This window comes from Klebsiella sp. 7-CIP_Kleb., assembly GCF_050378655.1.
Lineage (GTDB): Bacteria > Pseudomonadota > Gammaproteobacteria > Enterobacterales > Enterobacteriaceae > Klebsiella > Klebsiella quasipneumoniae.
The window spans coordinates 1-625 of record NZ_JBNRLJ010000038.1 but is presented as its reverse complement, the minus strand read 5'-3'; the positions used below and the strand labels follow the sequence as shown (position 1 = coordinate 625).

1 protein-coding gene is annotated in these 625 nt (G+C 61.9%); it reads left to right on the top strand.

Features of this window, described 5'->3' with window-relative positions:
- Positions 1–625 (top strand): carbohydrate porin (locus ACQUTI_RS26320; RefSeq protein WP_428923428.1); only part of this gene is annotated, 625 nt, incomplete at both ends.

Here is a 625-nt window from a genome sequence, read left to right as displayed (position 1 = left end):
GAACCACGACGGCCAGGGCGCCGGGGTGAAGAACTTTGATATCGGCGGCGTGCAGTTCGACGTGGCGGCGGTGTCGCAGGTGAAATCCTGTAGCCCGGAAGTGATGGCCGACGAGACCAACCCGTCGCGCATTACCTGTACCGGTAGCTCCGACACCGGCGACAACGGCCACTACGCGCTGACCACCAAAACCCACAACATCAAGGCCGGGCCGATCGACGTCGAGGTGTACGCCAACTACGGCTTTGATTCAAAGGCGGTGGACAGCGACGCGCGCCTCGAAGCCTGGCAGGGCGGCCTGGTGCTGAGCCACACCAACGACAGCGGGGTGAACAAGGTGATCCTGCGCTACTCCGACAACTCGGATAACAGCGTCTATAACAAAACCGACGACCTGACCACGGTCTACGCCAGCTTCGAGGGCAGCCATAAGTTCACCCAGCAGGCGCAGGTGGAATATCTGCTGGCCTTCCACGACTACGACAACGGCAGGGACAACACCGACAACCGCAAGAACTACGGCGCCATCGTGCGGCCGATGTATTTCTGGAACGACGTGCACTCCACCTGGCTGGAAGCGGGCTACCAGCGCGTGGACTACGACCAGGGCGGGGATAACCACGGC